The organism is Pseudomonadota bacterium (assembly GCA_010028905.1).
In the GTDB taxonomy this organism is placed as follows: Bacteria; Vulcanimicrobiota; Xenobia; order RGZZ01; family RGZZ01; genus RGZZ01.
Genome location: RGZZ01000297.1, coordinates 1 through 6,326 on the forward strand (window position 1 = coordinate 1; position 6,326 = coordinate 6,326).

The 6,326-nt window shown below is 66.7% G+C and carries 7 protein-coding genes; 5 read left to right on the forward strand and 2 right to left on the reverse strand.

Going from position 1 to position 6,326, the window contains the following annotated elements:
- Together EB084_17280 and EB084_17285 are read right to left on the reverse strand one after the other, a co-directional pair.
- Positions 1–750, reverse strand: a 750-nt coding sequence (locus EB084_17280; protein NDD30010.1) for a hypothetical protein, incomplete at its 3' end; no start/stop codon positions are given.
- A 6-nt stretch (positions 751–756) separates the two neighbouring features.
- A complete protein-coding gene (locus EB084_17285) occupies positions 757–1,029 on the reverse strand; it encodes a hypothetical protein (GenBank protein ID NDD30011.1) in 273 nt (90 codons plus the stop codon).
- A 182-nt stretch (positions 1,030–1,211) separates the two neighbouring features.
- On the opposite strand from EB084_17285, the gene EB084_17290 reads away from it, so the two are divergent.
- From EB084_17290 to EB084_17310, 5 genes are all read left to right on the forward strand, one after another.
- The gene (locus EB084_17290) at positions 1,212–1,604 is read left to right on the forward strand and encodes a hypothetical protein (protein NDD30012.1); all 393 of its coding nucleotides are present in this window, start codon (positions 1,212–1,214) and stop codon (positions 1,602–1,604) included.
- Positions 1,605–1,819: 215 nt separating this feature from the next.
- A complete protein-coding gene (speD, locus tag EB084_17295; GenBank protein ID NDD30013.1) occupies positions 1,820–2,599 on the forward strand; it encodes an adenosylmethionine decarboxylase in 780 nt (259 codons plus the stop codon).
- Positions 2,600–2,621: 22 nt separating this feature from the next.
- Positions 2,622–3,683, forward strand: a complete 1,062-nt coding sequence (locus EB084_17300) for a patatin-like phospholipase family protein (GenBank protein NDD30014.1) — start codon at positions 2,622–2,624, stop codon at positions 3,681–3,683.
- Between the two features lie 110 nt (positions 3,684–3,793).
- A complete protein-coding gene (locus EB084_17305; protein ID NDD30015.1) occupies positions 3,794–5,128 on the forward strand; it encodes a hypothetical protein in 1,335 nt (444 codons plus the stop codon).
- A 65-nt stretch (positions 5,129–5,193) separates the two neighbouring features.
- Positions 5,194–6,231, forward strand: coding sequence for a hypothetical protein (locus EB084_17310; GenBank protein ID NDD30016.1), 1,038 nt, complete (start codon positions 5,194–5,196; stop codon positions 6,229–6,231).
- Positions 6,232–6,326: the final 95 nt, after the last annotated feature.

A 6,326-nucleotide genomic window follows, 5' to 3' on the forward strand; every position in this document is an offset into this window, starting at 1 on the left:
CCCCGGGCGGTGACGGGTACATCGGGGGAAGCCGAGCAGCGCCGAGCCTTGCGCGAGGATGCCCTGGAAGCGGGCGATGTTGGCGGCGATCTGGGCCTCTTGGAGCGCTCGGGTCGGTGCGCCGCTCCCTCGGATCACATTGAGGGCGCCGTAGGCGCCGCGGAGGGCTTCCTGCAGCAACGCGATCTCTCGTGGGGTGAGCTGCTGCGGGCGGGTGTCGCGCCAGGCGTTGGGAGGCACGGGGCGGGCATAGGGGCCGTCTTGCAGCCCGTTGGTGGGCACCCCCGGGATGGCCACGAGCGGACCCTGATCGTTGGCCACGTTCTCGTTCCAGGTGTGCACTCCGTTGAGGCGCACGAAGCTCGAGCCGTCGCCGATCGGGTACTTCAGCGCGCCCCCCGCGGCATGCGTCTTGTAGGCGCTGGCGTCTGGGATGACGGCCTGGAACGCTTCGAAGAGAAGGCCTGGGTCGGTATCGCGCCTGGCGCCCACGCGGCCATTCAGGTTCAGGCCCCAGCTCGGAAATGTGGCGCCCCCGTTGAAGGCCACGTTCTGCTGCCCCTGGTAGAGGTAGTCGCCGAAGTGCTTCAGGTGGTAGCTGCCGTAGGTGAGCGTGGTGTCGGCGGGAAGGTAGCGCAGCCAGACACGGTCGTTCACCAGGCGCACGTACGACGGGTTCATCGACGGTGCGACGCGCGGGGGCAGCGAGCCGCGCCCGTTCCAGGGATTCACGAGCCACGGCACCTGCACGCCCCATTACTGGTTCACGGCGGCTTCTCCGAACGAGGCGTAGTGGGCGACAGTGGTCCCGGCATCGAAGTCCTTCGACAGCCAGGCCGCGATGTTGTAGAGACCGAGCTGCGAGACGCCGGCCCCGGGGAAGATGGGGATGAAGCTGTACCAGCTCGCGGGGGGCGGGGTGGGCGTGACGGTCGCCACCTGTGCCAGGGCTGGAATCGGGGCAGATGCGAAGACCAGCGTCAGCGCAACAAGCCAGAGGAAGGGGTGCACGCGCAGACAGGAACGCATTCGCGCAGAGTTCGGTTGCAGCGCTCCCCTTCCTACGCCACAGCGCGACCCGCTGTCAGAGGTCGCGCGCAGCGGCAGGAGTGCCAGTTGCTCGGTCGAAGGGGGCGCGCCTGCTGGACGTCGCCCATGCATCGGTGGCGCCCATCGGGAATCGCTGTCGCTCTGAAAGGAACGTTCATCTCATGAAGACGCGCATCTCTCGTTTCATTGCCGCCCTGCTCATCGCCCTGAGCATCATGGGTCTGGCCCAGACTGCCGCCATCGCGGGCCCCAAGGCGGGCACAAGCCCCGCGCCGGCCGCGAACAAGGAAGCCACGAAGTCGGCGAGCACCAAGATCGAGGGGACCATCACCCAGTACTCCAAGGAGAAGATCACGGTTCGCGCCGATGGCAAGGACTGGGAGCTGATGCTCAACGGCAAGAAGACTGCCACATTCGGCAAGCCGGAGGTCGACAAGCAGGCCAAGGTCTGGTTCAAGACCGATGACAAGGGCAACAAGGTGGCGAGCCGCATCGACGTGGCCAAGGCTGACAAGGGAACGGCGTCTCCGGCGGCAACCCCGAAGAAGAAGTAGCCTCGCGTCCGTTTCACGGCGTGAAAGCAGAGAGAGAGGGCTTCGGCCCCCTCTCTCTTCTCTTTCGCGCAAGCGCCCGCGGGTTCACGAGACCGGTTCTGGACGGTGCGGTCACGACGGGGGAGGGCGTGGGGGGAGGCACGGAGAATGAATTCCCCCGCGAACGGCGCCATGCGTGAAGAGAGCCGCCGCGAACCTACTGGCAGAGGGATGAGATGACCCGCTTCCCCACCATACAGCTCGAGGGCTTCAACAACCTCACCAAAGGCCTCAGCTTCAACATCTACGACATCTGCTACGCGGTGACGCACCAGCAGCGGCGTGATTACATCCAGTACATCGATGAGGCCTACAACGCCGACCGCCTCACCAAGATCCTCACCGAGGTGGCGCAGATCATCGGCGCGAACATCCTCAACGTCGCCCGTCAAGACTACGATCCTGAGGGCGCCTCGGTGACCATGCTCATCTCTGAGGGGCCGGTCGAGGAGCGCACGGTGCCCACGTCAGGCTCGGTGCTCGCCCACCTCGACAAGAGCCACATCACGGTGCACACCTACCCGGAGACCCACCCGCACAACGGCATCGCCACCTTTCGCGCTGATATCGACGTCGCGACCTGCGGACTCATCTCGCCGCTGAAGGCGCTCAACTTCCTCATCGAGAGCTTCGAGTCAGACATCGTGATCATGGACTATCGCGTGCGCGGCTTCACGCGTGACGTCGATGGCCACAAGCACTACATCGATCACAAGATCACGTCGATTCAAGACTTCCTCGCCAAGCGCATCCGCGAGCGGTACTCGATGATCGACGTCAACGTCTACCAGGAGAACATGTTCCACACCAAGATGGTGCTCAAGGACTTCGACCTCGACACCTATCTCTTCGGCACCCGCGCCGACGAGCTGCCCGTGCGGAAGCGCGAGCGCATCGAGGCGCGCCTGAAGCGCGAGATCGAAGAGCTCTACCAGGGGCACAACATCGCCGACTAGCGGTCGGTGTCGCCTGTCGCCCGTGCAACCTCGACTCGACATCCTTGCGGGACCGCACGCGCTGCGTGTGCTGCGTGCGCGTGGCCTGCGCGCCGAAGACGTCGACATGGTGGCCGCGGCGTCCGGCGGCCCCAAGTGGATCGTGCTCCACGGTCTTGACCGCGCGCTGCTCACAGGGCTTCTCGCAACCTCACAGCGCTCGATCCCGGTGGTCGGCTCGTCGAGTGGCGCATGGCGCATGGCGTGCTGGGCGCAGCGCGATCCGCTGGCCGCGCTCGATCGCATGGCCGAGGCCTACATCGGTCAGCGCTATCCGGCGCGTCCGTCTCTCGCGTTGGTCTCACGCACGTGCGCGGGCATCGTGTCGCATCTGCTGGGGGAGCACGGGGCAGGCGACATCCTCGCGGCCCAGCGATTTCGCCTGCACGTCCTCACCGCCGCCTGTCACGGCCTCACTGCTTCCGATGCGCGCCTGCCCCTGCTCACCGGACTGGTGATGGCGAGTGTCTGCAACGCCGCGCATCGCCGCGCGCTCGGCTGGTTCATGGAGCGGGTGATCTTCGGCGTGCCGCACGCCGAGAATGCATTTGCCCATCTGCGTGACCTCCCGACGCGACACGTGGCCATGGGCGCGGGTCATGTCGCACCCGCCCTTCTGGCCACGGGCTCCATCCCGCTGCTGGCCGAGGCGGTCGACATCGCGGACGCGCCGGCAGGTCGTTATCGTGATGGCGCGCTCACCGACTATCATCCCGCCTTCGACTTCGGTCAAGGAGAAGGAGTCGTGCTCTATCCCCACTTCTTCTCGCACCTCATTCCCGGCTGGCTCGATCGCTTTGCGCCAGGACGACGTCCGTCGCCTCGAAATCTCGATCGTGTGGTTCTCATCGCGCCTTCGAAGGGGTTTGTGGCGTCGCTTCCGGGGGGCAAGATCCCGGACCGGAACGACTTCTACACCCTGTCAGACGATGCGCGCATCGCGCGCTGGGAGGCCGTGCGCGACGCGAGCGCGGCGCTCGGGGAAGAGCTGAACGCGCTCATTGCGAGTGGCCGCATCGTCGAGCGGGTCAGGCCGCTGACGTAACGTCGCGCCGAGATTGAGGGCGCAGCGCGCGTCATCGGTGCGACGATTTTTCCGCCATTTCATCGGGGGGTGATAGGCTGGCTCCATCGTGTGAGAGGAGCGCTTCACAGATGCGCGAGATCGGCCCATCTGACATTCGTGCGCATCAGCGTCTTCGACAAGGTGGTCTGGACGAGAAGGGCACAGTCGTGACGGCGCAGCCGGAGAGCGCCTCGCCGAGCGCCGACGTGGTGAGCCTTCACGGCACGACTCTTGCCGCTGCTCCCTCGCGACCTGCGCTCTCGGCTCCACAGAAGGTGCAGGGAACCGCGGTTCTCGACGCGCTCTCCTCAGACCGCGTGGCATGTGATGCGATCATCGGCCGCATGCTGATTCGGGGCGGCGGAGCGGCTAGAGGCGCCCAGGTGTGCGCACAGGTGCGTGAGGCTCTCTCAACCGTTCCGCTGTCGATTCTTCGCACCGTGGAGAAGGTCGGGCTGGGAATCACCGTGCTCCGACCGGACGAAGGCCTCGAGCACGCGGGCGTCCTGCGACCGATGCGTGAACACGAGTTCCCCGCGGCTGCGTTGCGCCGGCAGGTCGATCGCGCGGTGGCGAAAGCCGATCGTCTGTACGGTGACCATCCGCTGTTCCACCGGGCGCACGTGAACACCGAGGTGATGTCTGTCACGGGAGGTCGCCTGCGCCCCCTGGCGTTCCACAACCACCGCAAGGGACCGATCATCCCCATCACGGCGCGCCAGATCGCGCGACAGCACGGGGCTCGCCTTCCGGAGGAAGAGGCGCTGCTCGCGCGTCTCTTCGTGCAGGTCAATGGCCGCCAGCTGGAACAGGCGCAGGCGGCGCTTGGCAGTGCCACAGGCGACGCACCGGAAGATCGTCCATTCCGCCCGGACGCGGCCGAGCTGTTCGTTCCCGACCTTCACTTCCATCGCTGGCGATCCGACACCGGGGAAGCCCCTGTGCTGCTCGACGAGCACGATGCCCGCTCGGCCCGGGACTGGGCGCTCGGCGAGGTGAGCGGGCAGTACTTCCCCCGCTCCCCGCGCCCCACGGTGGTGCTTCGTGACGATTGCCTCGGGCAGAACGAGTTCGGCTCGAACACGCCCGTGCATGAGATGGGGCACGCCTACGAGGCGGCCGTGGCGCGTCTCGATCCGAAGACCTTCGCGGGGTTTGAGCGCGTGCGCGACCGCACGTGGCAGCGGCTGCTGCTCGAATCGGAGAATCGCTTCCCGTCGGAGTACGCCAAGGTCAATCCCCAGGAGATGGTGGCGGAGTCGTTTGCTGACGTCTATGGAACGCAGCCGTCTCGGCTGGCCACACTCGACGAGCAGTGGTCGCACGTGTTCCACGGCTTCCTCGCCCAGGCGGACACGCTGGGCCGTGAACGGCCGTCGTGGCTTCGGCGATGGGTGTGCGCATCGATGCCGCAGGCGGCCTGAGCGCAGCGGCGCAGAGGTCCGGCGTTCAGCCATTTTTCAGGCGCCGCTCGTAGAATAACGATGTTTTGACGATCTCCTCTGCCCACGTTCATCTCCCCAACGTCGACGCAGAACGCGCGCGTCAGGCGTTCGCCTGCGCCGAGCGCGACGCGTCGACGAATGGCCGCGCGGTCGAGACTCGAGGCGACTCCGTGGTGCTCATCGAGGGCGACCGTGAATGTGTGGTGGCCCAGCCGAGCCGTGAGGGGAAGCCTTCGCACCCCGCCATCTCTGGAGACGGTCGGCGCATGGCCGTCGTGCGCACCGATCCGCAGGGGCGCACCTGCGTCGAGGTCACCGATGTCGCCACCGGCCCCCTGGGCTGGCTGCAACGCCTCGGTTCGAGCGTCACCACCACCACGCTGTCGGAGATCGTGGCGGTCGATCTCTCTGACGATGGGCGCGAGCTGGGCTTCCTCACGTCTGATGGCGCGCTGCACGTGAGCCCCACACGATCTGATCGGAACGGCCGCAGCGTGTGGATGGGGCTGCCGGCGGTCGAGGGTTCCCGATCCAGGGGGCGCGACCTGTCGTTTCTCTCTGACGGCAGGCTTGCGGTGCAGACCGAGAGCGGCGCCTGGCTCATCACCGATGGCACGACCACGATGCGGGCGCGACTGGCGGATGTCGACCCCGAGACCCACGCCCGTGTCACCCGAGACTGGGGGGCACGCCTTCCGCAGGCCGACGCGGCGCGCATCGAGCATCTCGTCGACCGGTTTGGCGCGTGCGCCACCGATCTCAGCGTGGCTCCGAACGGCAGCGCAGCGCTCGTGCAGATGCCGAGCGGAGACGGCCGTGTTCGCAACGTGCTCATCGAGCTCGAGAGCGGGCGTGAGGCCGATCTCGGCATCTCCCACCCGATGCCTGCAGTCTGGCGTGACGAGGGCCGGGAGGTTGTCGTCGCCGACGGGGTGAGCGCCCGGCTCTCACGCGTCTTCCCCGGCTGGGACCGCGATCTGGGCCAGGCCGATCTGGCGCGTCGACAAGACGAGGTTGGCACTGTTCACCACGAAGAAGCCTTCCTCGTGGTGAACGGTGTGCGCATCCCCCGACGCGCCTGAGTGCTCGGGTCAGAGCAGTGCATTGACGGTTCCGCCGTTGGCACCAGGGTCGAGAAATGTGGGGAGGGGAGGCAGGGGGGGCGCAGGCACATCAA